This is a genomic window from Streptomyces sp. NPDC088747 (assembly GCF_044751025.1).
GTDB lineage: Bacteria > Actinomycetota > Actinomycetes > Streptomycetales > Streptomycetaceae > Streptomyces.
The window spans coordinates 151,183-175,338 of sequence record NZ_JBIVKZ010000018.1 but is presented as its reverse complement, the minus strand read 5'-3'; the positions used below and the strand labels follow the sequence as shown (position 1 = coordinate 175,338).

24 protein-coding genes are annotated in these 24,156 nt (G+C 71.3%); 11 read left to right on the top strand and 13 right to left on the bottom strand.

Going from position 1 to position 24,156, the window contains the following annotated elements:
- Window positions 1-10: 10 nt before the first annotated feature.
- From ACIP79_RS34025 to ACIP79_RS33980, 10 genes are all read right to left on the bottom strand, one after another.
- A complete protein-coding gene (locus tag ACIP79_RS34025; protein ID WP_401229622.1) occupies window positions 11-781 on the bottom strand; it encodes a response regulator transcription factor in 771 nt (256 codons plus the stop codon).
- A 78-nt stretch (window positions 782-859) separates the two neighbouring features.
- Complete coding sequence (locus ACIP79_RS34020; protein WP_401229620.1) at window positions 860-1,657, bottom strand: MBL fold metallo-hydrolase; 798 nt, start codon at window positions 1,655-1,657, stop codon at window positions 860-862.
- A gap of 132 nt (window positions 1,658-1,789) precedes the next feature.
- On the bottom strand, window positions 1,790-2,590 hold the full coding sequence (locus ACIP79_RS34015) for an alpha/beta hydrolase (protein ID WP_401229617.1): 801 nt from the start codon (window positions 2,588-2,590) through the stop codon (window positions 1,790-1,792).
- An 83-nt stretch (window positions 2,591-2,673) separates the two neighbouring features.
- Window positions 2,674-3,510, bottom strand: a complete 837-nt coding sequence (locus ACIP79_RS34010; RefSeq protein ID WP_401229615.1) for an alpha/beta fold hydrolase — start codon at window positions 3,508-3,510, stop codon at window positions 2,674-2,676.
- Between the two features lie 42 nt (window positions 3,511-3,552).
- A complete protein-coding gene (locus ACIP79_RS34005; protein WP_401229612.1) occupies window positions 3,553-4,377 on the bottom strand; it encodes an alpha/beta fold hydrolase in 825 nt (274 codons plus the stop codon).
- A gap of 97 nt (window positions 4,378-4,474) precedes the next feature.
- Window positions 4,475-7,234: a LuxR C-terminal-related transcriptional regulator gene (locus ACIP79_RS34000; RefSeq protein WP_401229609.1), complete on the bottom strand. Its 2,760-nt coding sequence runs from the start codon at window positions 7,232-7,234 to the stop codon at window positions 4,475-4,477.
- Between the two features lie 132 nt (window positions 7,235-7,366).
- A complete protein-coding gene (locus tag ACIP79_RS33995; protein ID WP_401229606.1) occupies window positions 7,367-8,797 on the bottom strand; it encodes a sensor histidine kinase in 1,431 nt (476 codons plus the stop codon).
- Window positions 8,794-9,525, bottom strand: a complete 732-nt coding sequence (locus ACIP79_RS33990) for a response regulator transcription factor (RefSeq protein ID WP_383683659.1) — start codon at window positions 9,523-9,525, stop codon at window positions 8,794-8,796. The genes ACIP79_RS33995 and ACIP79_RS33990 overlap by 4 nt, the downstream gene beginning before the upstream one ends.
- Before the next feature lie 162 nt (window positions 9,526-9,687).
- Entirely contained in the window at window positions 9,688-9,909 is a 222-nt protein-coding gene (locus ACIP79_RS33985; protein WP_401229603.1) for a hypothetical protein, read from the bottom strand.
- Between the two features lie 38 nt (window positions 9,910-9,947).
- Window positions 9,948-11,162 carry a S1C family serine protease gene (locus ACIP79_RS33980; protein ID WP_401229600.1) on the bottom strand — a complete coding sequence of 405 codons (1,215 nt, stop codon included), beginning with the start codon at window positions 11,160-11,162 and terminating at the stop codon, window positions 9,948-9,950.
- A gap of 362 nt (window positions 11,163-11,524) precedes the next feature.
- Between ACIP79_RS33980 and ACIP79_RS33975 the strand changes: the two genes are divergently transcribed.
- Window positions 11,525-13,309, top strand: a complete 1,785-nt coding sequence (locus tag ACIP79_RS33975; RefSeq protein ID WP_401229598.1) for a trypsin-like serine protease — start codon at window positions 11,525-11,527, stop codon at window positions 13,307-13,309.
- A gap of 37 nt (window positions 13,310-13,346) precedes the next feature.
- Here the strand turns inward: ACIP79_RS33975 and ACIP79_RS33970 are convergent, their stop codons facing one another.
- Together ACIP79_RS33970 and ACIP79_RS33965 are read right to left on the bottom strand one after the other, a co-directional pair.
- Window positions 13,347-14,369 (bottom strand): LacI family DNA-binding transcriptional regulator, encoded by a 1,023-nt coding sequence (locus tag ACIP79_RS33970; RefSeq protein ID WP_401229595.1) that lies wholly within the window; start codon window positions 14,367-14,369, stop codon window positions 13,347-13,349.
- A gap of 23 nt (window positions 14,370-14,392) precedes the next feature.
- A complete protein-coding gene (locus ACIP79_RS33965; protein WP_401229593.1) occupies window positions 14,393-15,211 on the bottom strand; it encodes a response regulator transcription factor in 819 nt (272 codons plus the stop codon).
- A gap of 252 nt (window positions 15,212-15,463) precedes the next feature.
- Here ACIP79_RS33965 and ACIP79_RS33960 point away from each other — a divergent pair, with 252 nt between their 5' ends.
- The 7 genes from ACIP79_RS33960 to ACIP79_RS33930 all read left to right on the top strand — a co-directional run bounded on the left by ACIP79_RS33960 (window position 15,464) and on the right by ACIP79_RS33930 (window position 20,952).
- Window positions 15,464-16,315 (top strand): alpha/beta hydrolase, encoded by an 852-nt coding sequence (locus tag ACIP79_RS33960; protein ID WP_401229591.1) that lies wholly within the window; start codon window positions 15,464-15,466, stop codon window positions 16,313-16,315.
- A 50-nt stretch (window positions 16,316-16,365) separates the two neighbouring features.
- Window positions 16,366-16,620: a MoaD/ThiS family protein gene (locus ACIP79_RS33955; RefSeq protein WP_401229588.1), complete on the top strand. Its 255-nt coding sequence runs from the start codon at window positions 16,366-16,368 to the stop codon at window positions 16,618-16,620.
- A gap of 10 nt (window positions 16,621-16,630) precedes the next feature.
- Window positions 16,631-17,926 (top strand): hypothetical protein, encoded by a 1,296-nt coding sequence (locus tag ACIP79_RS33950; protein WP_401229585.1) that lies wholly within the window; start codon window positions 16,631-16,633, stop codon window positions 17,924-17,926.
- Between the two features lie 177 nt (window positions 17,927-18,103).
- Window positions 18,104-18,844, top strand: coding sequence for a DUF2993 domain-containing protein (locus tag ACIP79_RS33945; RefSeq protein WP_401229582.1), 741 nt, complete (start codon window positions 18,104-18,106; stop codon window positions 18,842-18,844).
- A 534-nt stretch (window positions 18,845-19,378) separates the two neighbouring features.
- The gene (locus ACIP79_RS33940) at window positions 19,379-20,218 is read left to right on the top strand and encodes a sulfurtransferase (RefSeq protein WP_383683641.1); all 840 of its coding nucleotides are present in this window, start codon (window positions 19,379-19,381) and stop codon (window positions 20,216-20,218) included.
- A 63-nt stretch (window positions 20,219-20,281) separates the two neighbouring features.
- Window positions 20,282-20,569 (top strand): DUF1416 domain-containing protein, encoded by a 288-nt coding sequence (locus tag ACIP79_RS33935; protein WP_329300438.1) that lies wholly within the window; start codon window positions 20,282-20,284, stop codon window positions 20,567-20,569.
- 122 nt (window positions 20,570-20,691) lie between these two features.
- Window positions 20,692-20,952, top strand: coding sequence for a DUF3099 domain-containing protein (locus tag ACIP79_RS33930; RefSeq protein WP_401229580.1), 261 nt, complete (start codon window positions 20,692-20,694; stop codon window positions 20,950-20,952).
- A 51-nt stretch (window positions 20,953-21,003) separates the two neighbouring features.
- Here ACIP79_RS33930 and ACIP79_RS33925 read toward each other — a convergent pair whose 3' ends face one another.
- A complete protein-coding gene (locus ACIP79_RS33925; RefSeq protein ID WP_401229577.1) occupies window positions 21,004-21,366 on the bottom strand; it encodes a DsrE family protein in 363 nt (120 codons plus the stop codon).
- Window positions 21,367-21,560: 194 nt separating this feature from the next.
- Here ACIP79_RS33925 and ACIP79_RS33920 point away from each other — a divergent pair, with 194 nt between their 5' ends.
- From ACIP79_RS33920 to ACIP79_RS33910, 3 genes are read left to right on the top strand one after another with little or no spacing between them, the layout of a single operon-like run.
- Complete coding sequence (locus ACIP79_RS33920) at window positions 21,561-22,289, top strand: hypothetical protein (protein WP_401229574.1); 729 nt, start codon at window positions 21,561-21,563, stop codon at window positions 22,287-22,289.
- Window positions 22,286-23,170: a hypothetical protein gene (locus tag ACIP79_RS33915; protein ID WP_401229572.1), complete on the top strand. Its 885-nt coding sequence runs from the start codon at window positions 22,286-22,288 to the stop codon at window positions 23,168-23,170. Before ACIP79_RS33920 ends, ACIP79_RS33915 begins: the two co-directional genes overlap by 4 nt.
- On the top strand, window positions 23,167-24,054 hold the full coding sequence (locus ACIP79_RS33910; protein WP_401229569.1) for a hypothetical protein: 888 nt from the start codon (window positions 23,167-23,169) through the stop codon (window positions 24,052-24,054). Before ACIP79_RS33915 ends, ACIP79_RS33910 begins: the two co-directional genes overlap by 4 nt.
- Window positions 24,055-24,156 lie beyond the last annotated feature (102 nt).

Here is a 24,156-nt window from a genome sequence, read left to right as displayed (position 1 = left end):
CGCTCGGAGGTCAGCCGATCCCGTGCGTGCCGGGTCCGCGCGGGGATCTGTCCGGGGGGCCGCACGTGTCCGGGGGCGCCTCCGGGGTCCGCAGTGTGTAGCCGAGGCCGCGCACGGTGTGGATGAGCCGGGGGCCGCCCCGGCTCTCCGTCTTGCGGCGCAGGTACATCACGTACACGTCCAGCGTGTTGGACGCAGGCTCGAAGTCGAAGCCCCAGACCGCCTTACGGATCCGGGCGCGGCCCAGGACCTTCGCCGGGTGTCTGAGCAGGTACTCCAGGAGGTCGAACTCCGTCTTGGTGAGGTCGAGCGGGTGGCCGCCGCGGGTCACCGTGCGGGCACGCGGGTCCAGCGTGACGTCCGCGAGCGCGAGCCGGTCGCCGTGCTCCGGCGCGGCAGCCCCGCGCTCGGGGCTGCGGCGCAGCAACGCCCGCACCCGCGCGAGGAGTTCCTCGGCGGCGAAGGGCTTCGTCAGGTAGCCGTCGGCGCCGTTGTCGAGGGCGACGATACGGTCGCCGACCGCGTCCCGGCCGGTGATCATCAAGATGGGCACCGTGGATCCGGACGCCCTGATCCGCCTCGTCGCGGCCAGCCCGTCCAGGCCCGGCATAGTGACGTCCATCAGCACCAGGTCGGGCAGGCCGTCCGCCCCGGCGACCAGGTCGAGGGCCTCCCTGCCGTCACCGGCGAGGACGGTCTCGTACCCCTCGAACCTGAGCAGTCTGCCGAGCCCCTCTCGTACCGCCTCATCGTCATCGGCCAGCAGGATCTTCCGTGCCATCCGTCCAACGTGTGACGGAGGGCTGTGGGAGAGCTTGGAGGGGGGTGTGGGGAGGCTGGGGGTGAACGGGCGGCCGGTTCACACGCCGATGTCGACTCCCTCCCCGGCCGGCAGCCAGCGGAACCGGTCCCGGACGTCGGCGGGGGCGGCGGCCAGCCGGCGTTCGACGGCCGCGCGGCCCTCGTGGAAGTGGTGCCAGCCGTCGTAGTGGACGGGCAGGGCGGTGTGCGGACGCATCAGCCGGCACAGCTCGACCGCCTCGGCGGCCGTCATGGTGTAGCGGACGGGCCCCGTCAGCCGGAAACGCACCCCGCCCAGGTGCAGCAGCGCGGTCCCCACGTCGAAGCGGCGCGCGACCTCCCGTACGCCCCCGTACAGGACCGTGTCGCCGGAGATCCACAGCACGCCGTGCCGCTGGCCCTCCCAGGCCAGCGCGAAGCCGGTCACCTCGCCGGTGACCGGTCGGGACAGCGGGGGGCCGTGGCGGGCGGGGGTGGCCGTGATCTCGATCGTCGGGCGGGAGGGGGATCGCAGGCGGTACGTCGTCCAGGGCGCCAGCGCCTTCGCGTTGCCGCCGAGACGGCGGGTGCCCGCGCGGGTGGTGAGCACGGTGTCCGCGTGCGGCAGCAGGGCGCGCCCCGCGGTGTCCAGGTTGTCGCCGTGGTGGTCGTGGCTGAGCAGGACGGCGTCGATGTGCGGAAGCCGGTCCGCGGCGACGGCCGGGCCCGCGGTCTTGTACGAGGAGGTGCCGAGGCCGAAGGCGTAACGGTCGCCCGGCGGGTCGAAGGTGGGGTCGGTGAGCAGCCGCCAGCCGCCGACCTCGATCAGCGTGGTCGGACCGCCCATGTGCGTGATGCGAGCCCGGTCCTCGGTCATACGCGGTCCTCTCGGGGGTGGACCGGGGGCGGCCCGTGAGCCGCCCCCGGCGATCCGTACGGCGATCCGTACGGCGATCCGTACGGCGATCCGTACGGCGATCCGTACGGTGCTGCGTCCGCTGCTACGGCGCTACTTGGCGTGCTCCAGCGCCCAGGAGAGCGCGTGGTCCGCGATCTCCTCCCAGCCGGGCGAGGCCGGCATCAGGTGCGGCTGCCCCGGATACACCTTCACCTCGGTGACGGTGTCCGACTTGTAGTGCCTGGCGTTGGACGCCTGCACCTTGGGCGGCATCAGGTGGTCGAGCTCACCGGAGAGGAACAGCAGCGGCGCGCGGTCGTCGTTGTGGTAGTTCACCCAGATGTCCTGGTGGCCGGGCTGGAGGTTGGCCAGCACGCTGTTCCACAGGATGCGGCCCGAGGCGGGGACCGCGTACCGCTCGTACAGCGCCCGCGACTCCTCCTCGGTGAAGGTGTTGGTGAAGGCGTAGTGCCACTCGTCGTGGGTGAGGCCGACGGCCTTGTGGTGGTTGGCCGGGTTCTTGAGCACGGGGAACGTGGACCTCACCTGGGTCAACGGCACCACCGCCACGCCCTCGGTGGGCGCGGAGTTGATCGCCACCCCGGCCGCGCCGAAGCCGTGGTCCAGCAGGACCTGGGTGAACGCGCCGCCCGCCGAGTGGCCCATCAGGATCGGCGGTCTGTCGAGCCCGCGGACCACGTTCGCCAGGCTCTCGATGATCTGCGGGGCGGTGATCCTCTCGACCGGGGCCGGGTCGGCGTTCAGGGCCTCGACCTCCACCTCGAAGCCGGGGTAGGCGGGCGCGATGACGCGGTACCCCTGCTTCTCGTAGCGGTCGATCCAGTGCTCCCAGCTGCGGGGCGTGACCCAGAAGCCGTGGATCAGGACGATGGTGTCCGGTGCACTGCTCATCGGTACTCCTTGTGAGTCGCGTCGAGTCAAGTCAGGTCAAGTCGGGCCTCGTCGGACGAGGTCGGGTCGTCCGGCGTGGGCCGTCAGCGGGTGGCGCGGTGGGCGGCCAGGATCTGGCGGACCACGACGTCCGGGCGGGACATCATCACGACGTGCGAGGCGCCCCTGACCTCGACGGTCGTGCTCCCCGCGCGCCTGGCCATGAAGCGCTGGAGTTCGGCCGGGATCACCTTGTCGGCGGTGGGGATCACGAACCAGGACGGCAGGCTCTTCCAGGCGGGCACCCCGCTGCCCGAGGCCAGTCCGCCGACGCTGCCAGGGCGTTGGGCCGCCGCCATCACCCGGGTCGTGGAGTGCGGCAGGTCCCCGGCGAACACGTCGTGGAACTTCGCCGGGTCGATGTATCCGTCCAGGCCGCCAAGGGTGCCGTCGGGCAGCGGGAACGGACGGGTCAGCAGCGCCCCCTCCAGCTCGCTCCCCGGGAACATGCCGGCCAGTTGCAGCGCGCTCTCGCCCTCGTCGGGCGCGAAGGCACCGACGTACACCAGGGCCTTCACGTTCGCGTGCCCCCGCCCGGCGTTGGTGATGACCTCGCCGCCGTAGGAGTGGCCGACCAGGATGACGGGCCCGGTGAGGGTGTCGACGACGCTGGAGACGTACGCCGAGTCGTGTGCCAGGTCGCGCAGCGGGTTCGCCGGGGCGATGACCGGGAAGCCGGCCTTCTGGAGGCGCGCGATGGTGTCGTTCCAGCCCGAGGCGTCGGCGAAGACGCCGTGCACGAGGACGATCGTGGGCTTGGGGCCCGAACCCGTACGGGAGTTGGCCGAGGCAGTGGTGGCGGAGACGCCGGTGAGCGTGGCCGTGCCGGCCGCGAGCAGGCCGCCGAGGACACGGCGGCGGGGCTGGTCGTTGGAGGTCAAGAGGGGGTTCCTTCCGGTGCGGGACCGATGGGGGTCCGGGCTTCAGGAGTTGAGGAACTCAAGGAGATCGGCGCCGAGTTGGTCCTTGTGGGTGTCGGTGATCCCGTGCGGCGCGCCCGGATAGACCTTGAGCGTCGCGTTCTTCACCCGGGCCGCCGAGGCCTTGCCGCCCACCTCGAAGGGGACGACCTGGTCGTCGTCGCCGTGGATCACGAGCGTGGGTACGTCGAAGGCGTCCAGGTCGGCGCGGAAGTCCGTGGCGGAGAAGGCCGCGACGCACTCGTAGGCGCCCCGGTGCCCGGCCTGGAGACCCTGGCTCCAGAAGGCGTCCCGGATGCCCTGGGACACGCTGGCGCCGGGGCGGTTGTGCCCGAAGAAGGGGCCGTCGGCCAGATCCCGGTACAGCTGCGAGCGGTCGGCGAGCGAACCGGCGCGGATCGCGTCGAACGCCTCGACCGGTACGCCGCCGGGGTTGTCCTCGGTCTTCAGCATGAACGGCGGTACGGCCGACACCAGCACGAGCTGCGCGATCCGGGCGGTGCCGTGCCGGCCGACGTAACGGGCGACCTCGCCGCCGCCGGTGGAGAAGCCGACGAGGGTCGCGTCCCGCAGGTCGAGGGTGTCGATGAGGACGGCCAGGTCGTCGGCGTAGGTGTTCATCTCGTTGCCTTGCCAGGTCTGGCTGGAGCGGCCGTGTCCGCGCCGGTCGTGGGCGATGACACGGAAGCCGTTCGAGGCGAGGAACAGCTGCTGGGCCTCCCAGCTGTCCGCGTTCAGCGGCCAGCCGTGACTGAGCACGACCGGCCGGCCGCGGCCCCAGTCCTTGTAGTGGATCTGGGCTCCGTCGGCGGCGGTGACAAAGGGCATGCGGGGTGCTCCCGTCTGCGATCCGGATACGACACCCCGATCGTCGGCGCGGACGGGCCCCGCTCGAATCCCGTGCGGTGCGTAGTCGTGACCCCGGTCAGAGGTCCGGGGACCCGCCCAACTGGCGCCGGGAGGCGACATCGAGCTTCCGGAACACCTTGCGCAGGTGGTAGTCGACGGTGCTGGCGCTGATGAACAGCTGGGCGGCGATCTCGGCGTTGGTCGAGCCGTTCCTGGCGAGGCGGGCGATGGTGAGTTCCTGCGGGGTGAGCGCGCCGGCCGCCCCCGCGCCGCCGCGCCGCGGCCGTTCCCCGGTGGCGGCCAGCTCCTGCGCGGCCCGCGCCGCGTACCCGGTGGCCCCCATCGCGTCGAACATCCCGGTCGCCGTGCGCAGTTGCTCCCGCGCGTCCCTGCGGCGCCTGCGGCGGCGCAGCCACTCGCCGTACAGGAGGTGGGCGACGGCGAGATCGGCGCGGGCACGGGTGGCGGACAGCAGGGTGACCGCCTCGCGGTACAGCGGCTCGGCGTCCTCCGCGTCGGCGAGCAGCGCCCGGGACCGGGCCAGCAGACCCAGTGCCCAGGGCGTTCCGGAGGCCGTCGCCCGGAAGGCGAGGGTGTCGAGCGCCGCCGCGGCCGACACCCGGTCGCCGCAGCGCACAGCGGCCTCGACCAGCTGGGGGAGGAGCCGGGAGTGCACTCCGAACACGTCGTGCTCGGTGAGGTCGTGGGCGAGGGTGCGGGCCTTGGCGTAGTCGCCGCGGCCGAGGGCCAGGATCAGCATGCCGATACGGGCGATGGACTCGACCGCGCCGAGGCCCAGCCAGGTGCCGGCCTCCATCGACCCGCGCAGCGCGTCGTCGATGTCCGCGGCCTCCGCGTGCCAGGCGAGCAGCTCGGGATGCCGGTAGACGGCCCATACGTCGTCATTGGCGCCCATCGCCGAACGGATCTGGTGTCCTTCGATCAACAGATCGTCGGCGGTGGCCAGTTCGCCGAAGTTCGTCTCCGCCATCGAGGCGCAGTACAGCGCCGAGTCCAGCTGGAACAGCGAGCCGGTCCGGCGGGCGACGTCGACGGCCCGCTCGATGACGGCGATGTGCGCCTTCTCGTCCCACAGGATCATCGACATCGTGACGACGGGCAGATGACCGCGCAGGAACTCCTCGTCGGACGTCCCCGGGTCCAGGAGCATCGCGCTGGCCCGCCGTACGTGCGGCACCGCGCGTTCGTAGCCGTCGGTGACGAGCACGGCGAAGGCGCGCAGCACCAGGTCGACGCCGGTCGCCTCGGTGGTGCGCGGCAGCATGGCGTCCACGGCACGGGCGACCTCCGCCGCGGTCGTGTCGCGTATGAGGTGCTCCGCGGTGATGACCCGGTCGACCGCTCTCAGCAGCGCCTCGCGGGCGAGGTCCGGAGCCGCGTCGGTGAGGAACAGGGCGGCACGCAGGCACAGGGCGGGCGCCCGCGCGAAGGAGTCGGCGTCGCCGAGCGCGAGCACCGCGTGCGCCCGCACCAGCAGTGACCGGCCCCGGCCGACGTCGTCGAGCGGTTCCGCGCCGATCGCGTCGAGCAGCGCCTCCGCCTGCAACGGCGCCCCCGACCGCAGGGCGGCCTCCGCCCCGGCGAGCAGCCGCCCGGCGCGTATCCCGCCCTCCGGCGTCAGTTCGGCGGCGCGGGTGAGGAAGGTGGCACGGGCCGCGTAACCGCCGCGCGCGCCCGCCCGGTCGGCGGCCCGCTCCACCTCGGCGGCCACCGCCGGGTCCGGTCCGATCGCGGCCGAGGCGAGGTGCCAGGCCCGCCGGTCGGTGTCGCTGGGCCGGTCGGTGACCTTGGCGAGCGCACGGTGGGCCCGCCGCCGGGCCACGCTGGTCGCGCCGCCGTACACCGCCGACCGCACCAGCGGATGCCGGAACTCCACGGCGCCGCGCAGCGCCACGAGCCGCCGGGCCTCGGCGGGCGCGGAGTCCTCGGGACCGCCCCCGAGCCGCCGCGCGGCGCTCGTGATGTACCCGAGGTCGCCGGCGGGTTCGGCGGCGGCGAGCAGCAGCCAGGTCTGCGCCGCCTCCGGCAGTTCGCGCGCCTGGCGGAGGTAGTGCTCCTCCAGCCGGCCGCCCACGGGCAGCGGTTCGGGCAGGACGAGCCCGCCGGACAGCTCGTCGGCGGAGAGTTCACGCCCTAGGTCGGTCAGGGCCAGCGGGTTGCCGCCGGTGGCGGCCAGGATGCGGGCGCCGACCCGGGCGTCGAGCCGGCCGGGAACGGTCTCCCGCAGCAGCTCCAGCGCGAACTCGTCCTCCAGGGCGCCCACTTCGGTGACGGGCAGCCCGGCGGGGATCTCGAACCCGGTCCGCGCGGCGAACAGCAGCCCGACCCCCTCGGCGTGCACCCGCCGCCCCACGAACGCCAGGACTCCGAGCGACTCCCCGTCGAGCCACTGCGCGTCGTCCACGCAGCACAACACCGGCCGCCGCCGGGCGACCTCGGCGAGCAGGGTCAGCGCCGCGAGGCCGACGAGGAACCGGTCGGCGGGCGGCCCGTCGGCAAGACCGCAGGCCACCCGCAACGCCTCGTGCTGGCTGGCGGGCAGCGCCCCGGACTCCTTGAGCCCGTCGAGACCGCCCAGCAGCGGGATCAACAGCCGGTGCAGAGCGCCGAAGGCGAACCCCGCGGCCTCCGACTCCACCCCCGCCACCCGCACGACCCGCAGGTCGGACGCCTCCCGCGCCGCGTGCTCCAGCAGCACGGTCTTCCCGATGCCCGCGTCCCCCCGCAGCACCAGCACACCACTGAGACCTTCACGCAGGTCCCCCACGAACCGATCGAGCGTCTGCCGCTCCCCGACCCGCCCCTTGAGAATCACGCCCGCACCCTCCGCCTGTGCCGACATCCTGCACAGGGCCGGCGGATTTTCACGAGCAAGATCCACAAATACCAAGGATCACTCCGCTTCGGCGTCGGCGCCCGGCCGGGACGGATCCTCCGTACGAACCGCTCAGTCCAGCTGGGGCGGAGGCGTGGGCGCCCCCGGCAGCCGGACCGTCGCCACCGTGCCGCCGTCCCGCGCGGGCGTCAGCGACACCTCGCCGCCCGACTGCTGCACCGTACGCGCGACGATCGACAGGCCCAGGCCCGAGCCCGGCAGCGCCCGTGCGCTCGGGGAGCGCCAGAAGCGGTCGAATACGTGCGGGAGTTCCTCGGCGGGGATGCCGGGGCCGTGGTCGCGGACGGTCAGTTCGCCGTCCTTGAGACGGACGTCGACCGTGCCGCCCTCGGGGCTGAACTTCACCGCGTTGTCGAGGATGTTCACGATCGCCCGCTCCAGCGCGGACGGCTCCGCCCGTACGTACCAGGGCTCGACGTCCGCCCTGATCGTCAGCTCCGGGCCGCGCAGCCGGGCCCGGCGCAGCGCCGCGTCCACCGTCTCCTGGAGCGCCACCACCTGCACGCGGTCCGCCGACGTGCCCGCGTCCGAACGCGACAGCGTCTGCAAGTCACCGATCAGCGCGGCCAGTTCGGTCATCTGCGCGGTGACCGAGGACAGCAGCGCCTTGCGGTCCGCCGGGGGGATCGCGCGGCCCGTCTCCTCGCTCCTGGCCAGCAGTTCGACGTTGGTACGCAGCGAGGTGAGCGGCGTACGGAGTTCGTGACCCGCGTCGGCGATGAGCTGCTGTTGCAGCTCACGGGAGTTGGCGAGGGACGCGGTCATCGAGTTGAAGGACCGGGAGAGGCGGGCGATCTCGTCCTCGCTGTCATCCTCCACGGGGATGCGGATGGTGAGGTCCTCCGTGCGGGCCACCCGCTCGACCGCCTCGGTGAGCTTGTCGACCGGGCGCAGTCCCGCGCGGGCCACCGCGAGGCCCGCGGCTCCGGCGCCGATCACTCCGATGCCCGAGACGAGCAGGAGGATCAGGGCCAGCTCGTTCAGGGTGGCCTGGGTGCTCTTGAGCGGGGTCGCGAGGAGCAGGGCGACGGGCTGCGAGTCGGACGCGTCGACACCCAGGTACAGGGTCAGCACGCGGACCGCGTTGCCGTTCTCGTCCGTGCCGTTGCGGACCACGCCGTTGGAGCTCTTGCCGCTCTTGATCACGTCACGGTCGGACTGGGTGACCTTGACCGTGCCCTGGGAGGCCGGGTCGACGCAGGGGTCGCCCTCCTCCTTGATCAGCTGGACATAGCCGTTGGGCCGGATTCCCTCGGGGTTCTCCTGCGGAGTCGTGGTGCAGTTCTGCAGGAGCTGGATCGTGCCGGGCCTGCGCACCATTTCCTTGAGGTCGCTGTCCACCTGCTCGTACAGCTTCCCCTGGACGATGAACCAGCACGTCACCGAAACCGCCGCCACCCCGAACGCCACCGCCGCCGCGACCAGCATGGCCAGCCGGGAGCGGATCGGCAGGGAACGGAACCGGCGGACGACGCCTCTCACTCCGCGCCGCCCGAGCGCAGGACGTACCCCACACCCCGCACCGTGTGGACGAGGCGCGGCTCGCCGCCCGCCTCGGTCTTGCGGCGGAGGTACATGACGTACACGTCGAGGGAGTTGGAGGAGGGCTCGAAGTCGAAGCCCCAGACCGCCTTGAGGATCTGCTCGCGGGTGAGGACCTGGCGTGGGTGGGCCAGGAACATCTCCAGGAGCGTGAACTCGGTGCGGGTCAGTTCCACGGCCCGCCCCGCCCGGGTGACCTCACGGGTCGCGAGGTCCATCCGCAGGTCGCCGAAGGTGAGCGCGTCCTCCTCGAGGGCGCCGGCCGCGGCGGTCGCGTACGAACTGCGCCGCAGCAACGCCCGTACGCGGGCGAAGAGTTCGTCGAGTTCGAAGGGCTTGACCAGGTAGTCGTCGGCGCCGGCGTCGAGCCCGGTGACGCGGTCGCCGACGGTGTCGCGCGCGGTGAGCATGAGGATCGGGGTCGTCGTGCCCGCCCCACGCATCCGGCGGGCGGCCGTGAGACCGTCCATCCTCGGCATCTGGATGTCCAGGACGACCAGGTCGGGCTGGTACGCGGTCGCCTTCTCCAGCGCGTCCGCCCCGTCGACCGCGACCTGGGTGTCGTACCCCTCGAAGGCGAGGCTGCGCTGGAGTGCTTCGCGCACGGCCGGCTCGTCGTCGACGATCAGGATGCGCTGGGTTTCACGGTCGCCTTCGGCGGGGCTCATGGGCTCGGGTTCCTCGGGTGCGGTGGGACGGGGCCGGTCACTTTCAGCCTCGCACGTTTCCGGGCCGCGTCGTGAAGGGCGTGGAGACCGGTTCGCGAACGAACCGGAGCGTCAGCCCCTTACGAGCGTCGGTCCCGTACGAGCGTCAGCCTCGTACGAGCGTCAGCCCCGTACGACGGTACGGCGGCGGGCCGGGGCCCGGCGGGTTCGCCGGGCGGCGACCGTGGACACCTCGGGAGCCCGGCTCACCGGCGCGTGCAGCTCACGTGCCACTGCCAGGGCCAGGCCGAGACCGGCCGGGTCACCGCCGACGGCGTTGTGCGAGACCTGCCTGATCGAGATCTGCTCGATCGAGGCCCGCTCGGTCGATGCCTGCTGGTTCATGTCGAGCTCCTTGCTCACTCACGGCCCCACGGGGCGTCTCAGTTGTCGGAGCCGCCCGCGCGCAGGGTGGCCAGGTCGGACTTGACGGTGTTGATCGGGATGGCGAACCCGAGGCCGACGCTGCCCGCGCTCGACGAGCTCGTGGCGTCCGTGGCGGAGTACATCGCGGAGTTGATGCCGATGATGTTGCCGTTCATGTCGATGAGGGCGCCGCCGGAGTTGCCCGGGTTGAGGGACGCGTCGGTCTGGAGCGCCTTGTACGTCGTCGTGGACGAACCGGTGTCGCCGTTGAACTGCTGGCCGCCGAACTCGAAGGGCCACTCACCGCTGCCGCCGCCCTGCTGCTGGCCCTGGCTCTCGTCGGTGGAGACGGTGACGTCACGGTTCAGGGCGGAGACGATGCCGCTGGTGACGGTGCCGGTCAGGCCCTCGGGGGAGCCGATCGCGACGACCTCGTCGCCGACCTGGACGCCCGCGGAGTCGCCGAGCGTCGCGGTCTTCAGACCGGAGGGCGCGTCGTCCAGCTTGATCAGCGCGAGGTCCTTGGCGCTGTCGGTGCCGACCACGCTCGCGGTGTACGACTTGCCGCTGCTCAGCTGCACCTTGATCGAGGAGGCGCCGGAGATGACGTGGTTGTTGGTGATGATCTCGCCGCCGGTCGTGATGATCACGCCGGAACCGGTGGCCTCACCGGCGCTGGAGGTGGCGCTGATCTCGACGATGCTCGGGCTGACGGCCGAGGCGACGCCGGCGACCGTGCCCTTCTGCGCGGTGGGTACGACGCTGGTGCTGGTGCTGCTCGACACGGTGTCGTTGCCGGTCAGTTCCTGGATGCCGTACGCGGTGCCGCCGCCGATGGCCGCCGCGACTATCGCGACGGCGGCGAGGAGGGCCAGCGGGCCCTTCGCGCGCTTCTTGGGGGTGTGGTGGGCCGGCACCGGCTCGGCCGTGAGGACGGCGGTGTTCGCGCCGGCCGGCTCGGGGTGGCCGCCGAAGGCGCCGCCGCCCTGGCCGCTGTCGCCGTGCCCGCCGTTCCCGTTCCCGCCGGGGCCCGGCCAGACGGTGGTGCCCGGCTCCACGGCCACGGGCTGGGCCGGCCGGTGGGCCGGCGGGGGCGGCCACTCCGGGTTCACGGGGGAGGAGGCGTGCTGCTGCCGGGGGTACGCGGACTGCTCGTCGCCCTGCACATACCCGGACCCGTCGCCCTGCTGGGGGTGCTCGTACTCGCCGCTGCGGCGGAAGCTCTCGGTCATGGAAAAGAGACTGTCGCCCCATCATGAGAGCTCCCTGAGCGCCCGCTGAGAAGCCCGACAGAAGCTCGTATGCCCGATATAAAGCCGCCCGCGGCCGGGAAACGCCGGGAGGCCGGGAGTCGATGCCGCGGGGTGCCGCCGGGGGCCACGGAAAAATCTCGCAGGTCGTGTGTGCGAATCGTGTACGAATGGGCGCGGGGGATCTAGGATCTCCGGGCCGGAGGGGGGCTCCGCGGTACGCCTGGACCGACGCACGCACGTTCACCTGCCACGCGGGTGGACGCACGTGGCGCTGTCGTCCGGGCCGGTTGTCGTCCGCCCTTCTCGGGCTCCGACGCCGACCCACCTCAGGAGCTTTCCGAGTGATACCTGCTCTGCGTGCCCGCTGGAGACGCCCGCTCACGGTGTTGCCCACGGCCGCTCTCGCGCTGGCGCTGACCTGTGCCGGCGCCCTCGCGGCGCAGCCCGCCACCGCCGCGGACACCTCCCCGCGACTGCCCGACGCGAGCGTCGCCCAGTCCCTGAACCCCGCTCCCGCCGCCTCCGACGCGGAGCTGCGCCACCGTGTCATCGAGGCCGCCCGCGACCGGGCGACGCCCGAGGCCTCGGCCGAGCCGTCCCAGGAGCGGACCGCCCCGGTGAGCCCGTTCATCATCGGCGGCAGTACGACGTCGATCGCCTCGGCGCCGTGGATGGTCCAGCTCTACTACTACGACAGCGTCACCGGAGACGGCTACTTCTGCGGAGGCACCCTCGTCTCCCCGAACAAGGTCCTGACGGCGGCTCACTGCGTCGTCGGCCTCAACTGGGCGAAGAACGGCGTCGTCGTGGCCGGCACCGCGGGGCTGCTCGACGACGTCAACGGCACCGTCGCGGGCGTGTACCGCCAGTGGAGCCACCCCGCTTACAGCGACGAGACCATCCAGAACGACATCGCGGTCCTCACGCTCGACCGCCCGCTGGAGCAGCAGTGGACGCGGCTGGCCGCGTCGAACGACAGCGCGCTCTACAAGACCGGCACCACCGCGACCGTCTACGGCTGGGGCCTGACCTCCGGCGCCGAGGACGCCGACCTGTCGGCGACGCTGCGCAAGGTGAGCCTGCCGGTGGTCGCGGACGCGACCTGCAACAGCGCGATGCAGACGGTCATCGACGGCGACCAGGACTACTTCGCCGAGGGCAAGATGATCTGCGCCGGCACCCCGGCCACCGGCACCGACGAGGGCACCAAGAGCTCCTGCAACGGTGACTCGGGCGGCCCGGTGATCGCCGGCGGCAAGATCATCGGCATCGTCTCCTGGGGTGTCTCGGGGTGCGTCGCCAAGGGCGCCTACCCGGTGTTCACCAAGGTGTCCGCGTACACCGGTGTCGCCCAGCCGCGCATCGACGACACCGACATGAGCTTCGACGGCAGGGCCGACATGCTGGCCCGTACGCCCTCCGGCAGCCTGTACCAGAAGGACAGCAAGGGCACCGCGCTCGCGCCGGCCGCCTACCAGAGCGCCGGCTGGCAGACCATCAGCTGGGCCCTCCAGGCCGACCTGGACCGGGACTTCTACCAGGACCTGATCGTCCGCGAGAAGGGCGACGGCAAGCTGTACCGCAGCTACCTGAACCACAGCTCCGGTGAGTTCACCTGGATGCAGATCAGCACGGTGTGGGGCGGCTACAAGTCGTACGCCATCCCCGGGGACCTGACCGGCGACGCCCGCCCCGACCTCGTCGCGGTGGACGCCGACGGCTCGGTCTACCTCTACCCGGGCAAGGGCAACGGACAGTTCTCCGCCAAGATCAAGGTCATCAGCAAGGCCTGGAAGGGCGTCAAGATCTTCGGCCGCGGCGACCTGAACGGCGACGGCAAGGCGGACCTGCTGGCCCGCAACACCTCGGGAGTCCTGTACCTCTACCGGGGCACCCAGCAGGCGACGGCACCGTGGTCGATCAAGATCAAGGCGCGCACGGGCTGGAACTTCACCTCGTACGTCACCAACGGCGACGTGAACGGTGACGGCATCGCCGACGTCATCGCCCGCGACTCGGCGGGCACGCTCTGGCTCTACCGCGGCACCAACAAGGTCTCCACCGCCATCTTCGGCGCGCGGATCAGCCTGGGCAGCGGCTACAACCGGTACGACCTGCTGTTCTGAGCATCACCGGGAACGTACGCCGGTCCTGCTCAGGCGCTCACTCGCAGCCGCAGGACCGGCGGACGACCAGATGCGACGGGAACAGCTTGACGCGCTCGCGGCGCGAACCCGCGACCCGCAGGCCGTCGTCGAGCACCAGGTCGACGGCCGCGCGGGCCATCGCCGTCCGGTCGGTGGCGATCGTCGTCATCGGCGGATCCGTCAGCGCGGCTTCCTTGACGTCGTCGAAGCCGACCACGGCCAGCTCGCCCGGCACGTCGATGCGCAGCTCGCGGGCGGCCCGCAGCACGCCGATCGCCTGGTCGTCGGTGGAGCAGAAGATGGCGGGCGGGCGGTCGGGTCCGGCCAGGAGCTGAAGGCCCACCTGGTAGGCGTCGTAGCGGTTGTACGGCGCCTCGAAGAGCCGGCCCTCCACCGGGAGACCGGCCTCGTGCATCGCGCGCCGCCAGCCCTCCACATGGTCGGAGACCGGGTCGCCGACCGTCGGGGTCTCCGCGATACCGCCGAGACAGGCGACGTACTCGTACCCGTGCTCCAGCAGGTGGCGGGTGGCGAGCTGGGCGCCGCCGACGTCGTCCGTGACGACCGCGACGTCGTCGATGGCCTCGGGACGCTCGTGCAGCAGCACCACCCGGGCGTCCCAGGCCTCGATCTCCGCGGCGGCGTTGTCGTTCAGGGCGTGGCTGACGAGGATCAGCCCGGAGACCCGCATCCCGAGGAAGGCGCGCAGGTAGTGCACCTCGCGCTCCGCCACGTAGTCGGAGTTCCCGACCAGCACCATTTTTCCGCGCTCGGCGGCGGCCTGTTCGACCGCGTGCGCCATCTCCCCGAAGAAGGGCTGGCGTGCGTCCGGCACGATCAGGCCTATGAGCTCGGTCCTCCGCGACGCCATGGCCTGGGCGACCCGGTCGGGCCGGTACCCCAGCTCCTTGATCGCGGCGAGAACGCGCTCGCGCGTGGCCGGGGCAACCGGCCTCGGTCCATTGTTGATGACATAGCTGACCACGGCGGTCGAAGTACCCGCCAGCCGCGCCACATCATCCCGAGTCACCTTGGCCACGCGCGGAGTCTACGCGGATCGACCTACCGCTGGGCAGGTCGTACGGCTACTTCCTGTGGGTCCTCTGTGGTCCCGGCGTCGGCGGTCGCGTCGAGGTGCGCCGTCTCGTCCGCATCCTCCGGCTTTGGCTGGGCCGCCCTGGCCTTCGCCTCGTCCGTGGAGCGGTCCAGCTTCTCCGGCGTAACGAATCGATAACCGACGTTCCGGACGGTCCCGATCAGCGACTCGTGCTCGACGCCGAGCTTCGCGCGCAGCCGTCGTACGTGGACGTCGACCGTGCGCGTACCGCCGAAGTAGTCGTACCCCCAGACCTCCTGGAGCAGCTGGGCCCGGGTGAAGACGCGGCCCGGGTGCTGCGCGAGGTACTTGAGGAGCTCGAACTCCTTGAAGGTCAGGTCGAGGACCCGGCCCTTGAGTTTGGCGCTGTACGTCGCCTCGTCCACGGAGAGATCGCCGTTGCGGATCTCCATGGGGGAGTCGTCGTTGACGATCTGCTGGCGGCCCATGGCCAGCCGCAGCCGGGCCTCGACCTCCGCCGGACCTGCGGTGTCGAGCAGTACGTCGTCGATGCCCCAGTCGGCGGTGACGGCCGCGAGACCGCCCTCCGTCACGACGAGGATCAGCGGACAGCCGGGTCCCGTGGAACGCAGCAGCTGACAGAGGCTGCGCACCTGCGGGAGATCACGTCGTCCGTCGATCAGGATGACGTCGGCACCAGGGGTGTCGACGAGGGCGGGGCCTTCCGCCGGGGCCACTCGCACGTTGTGCAGCAGCAGGCCGAGAGCGGGAAGCACCTCCGTCGACGGCTGAAGGGCATTGGTCAGGAGCAGCAGAGAACTCATCGAGCCCCACCTGCCAGGGTCGTCCTACGGTCCTGCACGTTTAGCTCGCCCATAACGTCGGTTCCTCCTCGGTCCCTGCGAGGACGTTTGCGGCACTGCTCGGTACTCGCGTCTCCCGCGCCCCGGGGAGCCGCTATGCAATCAGAGCCTCCGTACACCTGCGGTTTCCCGCTTCGTATACAACGGTTAAGAAAGCACAAAAGGACCCGGGGGCTTCTCTGCCCGAGTCCTCTGCCCGTCAGAATAGCCCACATGAGCTCAGGTCCGGCAGGTCAAGTCACGGGATCTTCCCTTCGTCCATCCCTTGAGACGGCCCGGCGCACCCCTTCGCGGAGGTTTCTGCGCACGGTCGACGACGTCACGATCGATGCCGAGTACGACCCTGGAACGCGGCCGTCCAGTGACCTGGCGATCGTCGTCGCGCACGGTTTCACGGGCGATCTGGACCGCCCGCACGTGCGCCGCGCGGCGGCCGCCCTGTCCCGGAACGCGGCGGTCGTCACCTTCTCCTTCCGAGGTCACGGCAGATCCGGCGGCAGGTCCACCGTCGGCGACCGCGAGATCCACGATCTGGCCGCGGCGGTCGCCTGGGCGCGGGAGCTGGGCCACCGCCGGGTGGTGACCGTCGGCTTCTCGATGGGCGGATCCGTGGTGCTGCGGCACGCGGCGCACTACGGATCCGCGGGGCGGGAGCACGGGGGGCGTACGGAAGCGCGTACGGACGCGGTGGTCTCGGTGAGCGCACCGGCCCGCTGGTACTACCGGGGCACCGCGCCTATGCGGCGCGTGCACTGGCTGGTGACCCAGCCGATGGGCCGCGCCATCACCCGCTGCTATCTGCGCACCCGGATCCACGGCCGCGGCTGGAACCCGGTCCCCGCCTCCCCGGTCGAATCGGTCCCCATGATCGCGCCCACCCCGCTGCTGATCGTCCACGGCGACACCGACGGCTACTTCCCCGTCGACCACCCGCGGATGCTGGCCGAGGCGGCGAAGGGTCACGCCGAACTCTGGCTGGAACGGGGGATGGGCCACGCCGAGCACGCGGCCGACGACGAACTGCTGGCCCGCATCGCGGACTGGGCCGCCGCCCACGCGGGCTAGCCTGGCGGTGTTCACAGGGACCATCGACCGACGACTGACTGAGGAACGTGATGGCAAAGGGCACGGTGCGTTACTGGGCCGCGGCCAAGTCCGCCGCCGGCGTCGCGGAGGAGCCGTACGAGGCCGAGACCCTCGCCGAGGCACTGGACGCGGCCCGGGAGCGCCACCCCGGCGAACTCGTCCGCGTACTCCTGCGATGCTCGTTCCTCATCGACGGTGACCCCGTGGGTACCCGCGGGCATGAGACGGTACGGCTGGCCGAGGGCGGCACGGTCGAGGTGCTCCCGCCGTTCGCAGGAGGGTGAGCGAGAGACGATGAGCAACCAGCCGTACGAGCCGCGGTACGAGGGCCAGGACCCCTACCAGCAGCCTCCCCAGCATCAGCAGCCCCCGCCGCAGCCCGACTGGCAGCAGCACACCCAGCAGTGGGAGGGGCAGACCTGGGAGACCCAGACCCACGCCCCCGTCACCTCCGCGGACACGGCGTACCTGCCGCCGCAGGGGTACCAGCAGGCGTACGGGGAGCCGCAGGGCCACGGTTACGGAGAACCCCAGGGTCAGGGGTACGCGGAGCCGCAGGGCCAGGGCTACCCGGAGCCGCAGGGCCAGGGCTACGGGGAGTCGCGGGGCCAGACCTTCGGCCAGGGTCGCCCGGAGCCGCAGGGCCAGGGATACGGGGAGCCGCAGGCGTACGGATACGCCGCCGCAACCGCGCCGCAGCCCCTGCCGCCGGAGACCGCGGGCACCGAGGGCTGGGCCCGCGCCCCGCAGCCGCCGGAGGAACCCCAGGGATACGCCCCCGCCGCCGTGGACGGTCCCGGCTACGGGCCTCCGACGATCACCGGCAACGCCCGCGTCACCGACGCCCAGCGCGCCCGCGCCGAGGGCCGGTCGCCCATCATCGAGCCCGGGATCCAGCCCGCCGCGCTCACCGCGCTGCTCGGGCTGCTGCTCTCCGGTACGGCGGCGGTCGGGGAGTACGCCCTCGTCGTACCCCTCGTACTGCTCCAGGCCGTCACCGCGGCCGGCTGGTTCCGGCTGAACGGGATGTGGCCGGCCAGGCAGGGCATCGCGCTGGCGTTCGCCGGCGCGCTGACCGCCGACGTGGTGCTGCTCGTCGCGGGCCGGGAGAACGCGCCCGCCGCGATCCTCGGCACCCTCGGAGTGTGGGTGCTGCTCACGCTGGTGCTCCAGCTGCGCAGTCACGCCGACGCGGACACCCGGATGTCCGGGCTGATGGCGACCGTCGCCTCGGCGGCACTGGCGATCGTCGCCGCCGGATACCTCGCGGCCGAGCCGGACGCGGTGTCGGTGGGCGCCGTGGCCGTCGCCGTCGCGGTCCTCGCCCGCGCGCTGCCGCTGCCCACGGCGGCCTCCGTGGTGGTGGCGCTGCTGGCCGCCACGGGCGCCGGGATCGCGGTCGGCGGGATGACGGACATCGGCACGCAGGGCGCCTTCATCGGCCTCGGCGCCGGGGTCTGCGCGCTGATCGGCCACCGCGTCGCCAGCTACGACTACCCGTCCCGCTTCGTCCACTTCACCGCGGGAGTGGCCCTTCCGCTGGCCACCGCCGCACCCGCCGTCTATCTGCTGGGGCGCGCCTTCGGCTGACGGGTCCGAGAGGGTCCCGGGCGCAGGCCGTTCGTCACAGCTGATCGACAACTGTTCGAAGTGACGCCCGGGTTGGACGATGTTCAAGGTTAGGCTCGGCGACTGGCGGCCACTCCGGCCGTCACGGGGGTCGTCGCGGCTCGTCGGGACCAGGTCGAGGTTGGGGAAACAGCCAGCATGCGCGCTTTGCGAATATTTCTGATCGTCGCCGTCATCCTGGGCGGTCTGTTCGTCATCGCGGACCGGGTGGCGGTCGGTTTCGCGGAGGACGAGGCGGCGGACCGGATCAGGACCAGCGAGGGCCTGTCCAGCACCCCCGACGTGTCCATCGAGGGCTTCCCCTTCCTCACCCAGGCCCTCAGCGGCGAGCTGGACGACGTGCGGATCGGCATCAAGGACTACGAGGCGTCGACGAGCGGCAACGACACCACCACCGCCATCCGCATCGAGGACCTCGACGCCCAGATGCACGGCGTCGTCTTCAGCGGCAGCTACAGCTCGGCGACCGCCGACAGCGCCACCGGCACGGCGAGCATCTCCTACGCCGAGCTGCTCAAGGCCGCCAAGTCCGAGACCACGGACGTCACGGCAGGCGTCACCGCCCAGGTCGTCGGCCTCTCCGACGGCGGCAACGGCAAGATCAAGGTCACCGTCGAGGCGACCGTCCTCGGCACCAAGCTGCCCCAGCCGATCTCCGTGCTCAGCTCGGTCAGCGTGGCGGGCGACACGGTGAAGGTGCACGCCGACACCCTGCCGAACCTGGGCGTCGACCTCGCCGAGGACGCGGTCCGCTCGGTCACCGACTTCGAGCAGAAGATCGACCAGCTGCCCGGCGGCATCCAGCTCGACAAGGTCGAGGCGGCCCCGAACGGCGTCGACATCTCGGTGAAGGGTTCGGACATCCGGCTGGTCGGGTAAGAGGGCCTGCGGGTTCGAGGGCTCCAGGCGGGAGGGGCCGCGTCCGGGGGTATTTTTCCGCCCTCCCTGGGTGTCAGCGGCTCTCCCCGGGCGTCGTCGGTCCGAAGGGCGAGACGTCCTTGTCCGTTCAGCAGATGGGCCGACGGGGACAGAGCGGGCACAGGTGCCCGGAAGCCGTACGGGAGTGGCCTCGCCGCTCTCTTGTTCCCACATTGCGGACGATCGCGTCTCAGTATTCGACACGCCGGTGACATCCCCGGCTGTCCGTCCCTACGATCGACGACATGCAGTGCAATTTGAGCGTCCTCCGTTCGCGAGGACAGGCGGATTTCACGAAGCGGCGGGCAGTGGACCTGTGCCGCGTCGCCGCCATGCTCTGTCGCACTTTCTGAGCGGAAGCGTCTTTTCTTCCGCGAGCCGGGCCCTTCGACCTCTCGTGTCAGGGCCACCCCGCGCCGCCCGGCCGCCATCGGCATGGCCGCGCACCCTCTCCCAACGCACGCCCCGCCGCAACTGCCCCGGAGGAGAACGAGCATGAGCCGCAGCGACGTCCTGGTAGACGCCGACTGGGTCCAGGACCACCTGGACGACCCCAGTGTGGCCATCGTCGAGGTCGACGAGGACACGTCCGCGTACGAGAAGAACCACATCAGGAACGCGATCCGGATCGACTGGACCAAGGACCTCCAGGACCCGGTCCGCCGCGACTTCGTCGACCAGGAGGGCTTCGAGAAGCTCCTGTCGGCCAAGGGCATCGGCAACGACACCCTCGTCGTGCTCTACGGCGGCAACAACAACTGGTTCGCGTCGTACGCCTACTGGTACTTCAAGCTGTACGGCCACGAGAACGTGAAGCTCCTGGACGGCGGCCGCAAGAAGTGGGAGCTCGACTCCCGCGACCTGGTCGTCGAGGTGCCCACCCGGCCCACGACCGACTACAAGGCCAAGGCCCAGAACACCGCGATCCGCGCCTTCCGCGACGACGTCGTGTCGGCCATCGGTTCGCAGAACCTGGTCGACGTGCGCTCGCCCGACGAGTTCAGCGGCAAGCTGCTCGCGCCGGCCCACCTGCCGCAGGAGCAGTCGCAGCGTCCGGGCCATGTCCCGTCCGCGCGCAACATCCCGTGGTCGAAGAACGCCAACGACGACGGCACCTTCAAGTCGGACGACGAGCTCAAGGAGCTCTACGCCGACGAGCAGGTCGACCTGGCCAAGGACACGATCGCGTACTGCCGTATCGGTGAGCGTTCCGCGCTCACCTGGTTCGTGCTGCACGAGCTCCTCGGTGTCGAGAACGTCAAGAACTACGACGGTTCCTGGACCGAGTACGGCTCCCTCGTCGGTGTGCCGATCGAGCTCGGCGCCAACAAGTAACCGGCTGAATCGGCAAGTCTCGGCAAATCTCGGCAAGCAAGGCCTGAAGGACGGAAACGAAATATGTGTGGAGCGAAGGCCGGCGGTCCCGACGCCTCGACGATCAAGCCCGGTGAGACCACGATCCAGGGCCACGTGACCCGCGACGGCGAGCCCGTCACCGGTTACGTCCGCCTGCTGGACTCGACCGGCGAGTTCACCGCGGAGGTCCCGACCTCCGCGACGGGCCAGTTCCGCTTCTACGCCGCCGAGGGCACCTGGACCGTACGGGCCCTGGTCCCCGGAGGCACCGCGGACCGCACGGTCGTCGCGCAGACGGGCGGCCTCGCGGAGGTCGCGATCGCCGTCTGACGGCACACCTGAGTGGCCAAGGGCCGCACCCCCGGGGGTTGGACGCTTTCCGGATCGGGGTGCGGCCCTTCGGCTTGCCCCGGCCCGGGTCACCACGGCCGTGGCGGGCCTACGCTGGAGGCATGTACGCACGACGGCGGCACGTCTACTTCGCCATGATGGGGACGTGCATCGGGCTGTTCGTCCTGGCGTGGGGAGTCGTACGGCTCTGGTCCGTCCCCGCGGCCGTGGGCATGTGTGTGGTCGCGATGCTCATCCCGCCCGTCGCCGCGATCGCGGCCAACCGCCGGGGCCCCGACGACCGCTGGTGGGACGACCCCTCGGGCGATCCCAAGTCCGACGACTGGTGGGACGAGCTGGACGGGAAGAAACGGCGGAGGTAAGCGGCACCCCTGCTGTCCGCGGGTGCGCACCTGTCCGCGGGTGCGCACCGCTCAGTAGACCAGCGCCTGCGTCCCGTCGCCCATCGCCTCCTGGACGAAGACCTGCGCACCCGCGATCCGTACGCCCTCCAGGACGTCCTTTTCCGCGATGTCCCGCCGGGCCGCGCACTGCGTGCACAGGGTGACCCGGCCGCCCGCCAGGATCGAGTCGATCAGGTCGGGCAGCGGCGCCGCGTGCGGCAGCTCGAACTCCGCTGCCCGGCCCGGCAGCGCGAACCACGCGGACTCGCCGGTCAGCCACAGGGACACCTCGACCCCGCTGGCCACGGCCACCGCCGCGACGGTGAACGCCTGCGAGCAGCGTTCGGGGGCGTCGGCCCCCGCGGTCACCTTGATCACGAGCTTGTTCGCCATGCCCGAATCGTAGTCGGGGGCAGGTCCGAATCGTGATCAACTTCCGTGCAACCCAAAGCGTTGGCCATGGGTCTCCTGTGCGCGCGGATAAGGAATCCGCTCTTCTCGTTCTGTGGGGGGACGCGTTGGAAGTCCTGGAAGAGTCCGAAAAACCCGAGGTACCCGGAAGACCCGAGACGCCTGAAGCACCCGGGGTGCTCGTGGCACCCGACGAGTCCGACGTCGCGGAAGTACGCGTGCGCCGTCGAGGGCGTACGACCCTGTTGATCGCCACCGCCGCGGTGCTCGGCCTCGTCGCCGGTACCTGCGCCGGTTTCCTGGTGCAGGCCGACCGTGAGCCGACCGCGCTGCCGCCGCTCTCGCAGCCGGTGCTGGCGCAGGCCAAGGGCGAGGGCCCCGAGCCTCTGTCGGCCGCGCAGGACCGCAAGGTGAAGACCGACGGCGACCTGCGCAAGCTGCTGCTGAAGAGGCCGAAGGGGGCGAAGGACGCGGAATCCGGTGTCGACACCTGGTTGAACATGGCCGACTACGCGGACCGGTTGCTGAGGTCCGACGAGATGTTCGACGACCTCGCCGGTGACGAGTTCAGGCGCGCGGTCGCCACCGGCTGGGACGTGGGCAGCACGTACACGGTCCAGATCCGGCTCGTGCAGTACCGCCAGGAGGAAAACCTCGCCGCGCAGCAAAGAACCGGCGATTGGAACGTGGACGACACCACCAGCTGGTCCATCCCCGGTACGGGCGACGGCATGGCCTACGTCTCCATGAAGCCCGATATCGAGCCCGGCTATCTGCCGCTGTACCGCGCGGAGGCGCATGCCTGGCGCGGTGACATCGCCATGGAGATCTGGGTCTACGACAGCAGGCCCATCCCCAAGTCGAAGATCATGGACCTGGCCGAGCGGCAGATGGAGCGGCTGTGAGCGAGCGACCGACAACTGTCGAGCCGGTGGAGCCGACGGACTCCGTAGCGTCGGCAGAGCCCCTGGAGCCTGCGGGATCCGACGCGGAATCCGCGGGTGAAGCCGCTTCCGCGCCCCCGAAGAAGCGCGTACGCCGTGGCCGTATCTTCGCCATCGCGGGTTCCGTTCTTCTGGCCGGTGCCGTCGTCGGCGGTGCCGGCTACACGGTCGTCACCGTCCAGGACGCCGACCGTGACGCGGGCGCGCCCACCTGGAAGTTCCCGAAGGCCGCGAAGGACGAGGCCGGGACGGTGAAGGCCGCCTCCGGGCTCGCCGCCATGCTCGTGCCGTACGACGGCGACCGCTGGAGCCGAGGCCCGGACAACGACCAGTTCGGCGCCGATGTCTCCCTGAGCGGGGCCGAGGCCACCGCCCTGCGCAAGGAGTCGTACCGGGACCTGCCCCGTTCCCAGCGGCGCGAGCTGGAGAAGCAGATAGACAAAGAGCCCATCAAGGGCATGGCGATGCGCAGCTATCTGAACGCGGAGGCCGCGCACGACTACGCGTACGGCACCGACAGCGCCTACACCGTGAGCATCGTGCTGTCCCGTATGAACGACAGGGCGACGGTCCGGGACATGTCGACGTTCCAGAACGAGTTCCTCGACGCCGTCGACATCTTCCGCGAGGGGCCCGAGATCAAGGGTCACAAGAACGCGCGGTGCTTCCTTCCGCCCAAGGACGCCGAAGAGAAGCTCGACATGATGCTGTGCTCCGCCTACCAGGGAGACGTGCTGGTCAGCGCCATCGCGTACGGGGCCAAGCCACTGGACACCAAGGGCGTCGCGGCGCTGTTGCGCGAGCAGCTCGACCGCATCGCGGAGCCTGGGGAGGCGGTATGACGACCGAGCAGACCGAACGGGCTGAGGCGCCGGCAGAGGTGGGGACCGAGGTGCCGCCCATGCCCGAGGCGCCCCCGGAGGTGCCGGACGAGCACGCCGCACCCGCCCCGCCCGTCAGGAAGGACCGCCGGGTCCTGCGCGCCGTCCTGCGCTGGACCGCCGCCGTGGTGGTCTTCGCGGCGGTCGGTACGTCAGCGGCGTACGGCATCACCCGGATGGAGCGGACCGACGTACCGGGACTGGCGACCGAGACGGACGGGCGCTGGGAGTACCCGACGATCAGCAGGCCGCCGCTGCCCTCCGGCAGTCCGGGCCCGTTCGCCGAGGTGAACACGGCCGGTGCCCACTACGCCGACCTGCGAAAGCTCCTGCTCCCGGCCCCGAAGGACGCGAAGGCCGACGCGGCGCTGCGCGGTGAGGACGGCTGGCTGCCGACGAAGACGTTCCTGGCGGAGTACGCGACGAAGTACGAGCGGGACACCGTCGGACAGCTGCTGACCGACTACGGGCTGCGGCACATCGCGGCGCGCGGCTGGACCACGCCGGACGGCACGCGCACGCGTATCTACCTGCTGCGGTTCGGCACCGCGGCCGTGGCTGACGAACTGGTGTCCAGCGAACTCATCAGCTACAACTCCCCGGTGCACGCGGCGCGTGGCGCCGAAGCGGTCGAGGCGGACACAGGGTTCGCGGAGGACGCCCAGGTCGCCGACGTCGTGCGTTACGCGTACGTGGAGACCAAGCCCTACGGTCCCGAGCAGGTCCGGCAGGCCTACCTCTCGGCCGCCGACACCATCGCCGTGGTCCTCCAGTCCCGCAAGGGCAGCGCGAAGACGGTGCCGTTCCAGCAGACGGTGACTCTGCAGAGCCAGCTCCTCGGCTGAGCCCCGACGCGCACCTCGCAGAGAACGCCGGGCCCCACCCGACTAGAGTGGGGCCCGGCCCTGTACCGCCTTCACCGTGTCACCCGAGGAGCACCCCGTGCT